This window comes from Pseudomonas syringae group sp. J309-1 (genome assembly GCF_032582135.1).
GTDB lineage: Bacteria > Pseudomonadota > Gammaproteobacteria > Pseudomonadales > Pseudomonadaceae > Aquipseudomonas > Aquipseudomonas quasicaspiana.
The window spans coordinates 1-717 of the sequence record NZ_JAWHNU010000128.1 but is presented as its reverse complement, the minus strand read 5'-3'; the positions used below and the strand labels follow the sequence as shown (position 1 = coordinate 717).

Below are 717 nucleotides of genomic sequence, written 5' to 3'. Positions count from 1 at the left end.
ATGTCGCGCAAGCCATCCGCGACCGGAAGGGCCACTACGTTCTGGCCATCAAGAGCAATCGCGGCCGGCTCTTCAAGGCCGCCAAGGCGTTGCTCGACACCGCCCGACGACCTGCGCGAGCAAGCCAGCGAAGAACCGCCGCCCACGATCGCATCGAGCGCCGGCAAGCCATCATCGTGCCGGCACCGCAATTGGCGAAGCAACATGGCTTCCCCGCTATCGTCGCGGTCGGCCGCATCGACAGCTGGCGCGCAACGGCCGGCAAGCCTGCCAAGCGGACGGCCCGATACTTTCTGGCTTCGCGGCGGCTGGCGGCCAAGAAGCTGCTCGACGTCGTCCGCGCCCACTGGAGCATCGAGAACAACCTGCACTGGGTTCTCGACGTTCTGTTCGACGAGGACGCTTGCCGCAGCCGCAAGGACCACGCCCCGGAGAACCTTGCCGACTTCCGCCAGCTCGCCATCAACGCCCTGCACGCCACGCCAGGTCAAGCGCGGACCAGCCACAAAATGCTCCAGGCAAGATGGAGCAACGACTTCCTTCTCACCGTCCTGGCCCATATGCGATAGCCCTACCCGCAAGGGGGGAGGGAGCCCGACCATCGTGCTCACCTTACGTCAAAGCATACGGTTGCTTCACGGCATGCGATCGAGCGTCTCGAGAACAGCGCCGCGCTTGTAAGGGAAGCACAGGCGAAAGGGCTCCCTGCCCCCTTGC

1 protein-coding gene is annotated in these 717 nt (G+C 65.1%); it reads left to right on the top strand.

Features of this window, described 5'->3' with window-relative positions:
- On the top strand, positions 1-569 hold a 569-nt coding region (locus tag RX972_RS29045; RefSeq protein WP_316880729.1), incomplete at its 5' end, for an ISAs1 family transposase.
- Positions 570-717: the final 148 nt, after the last annotated feature.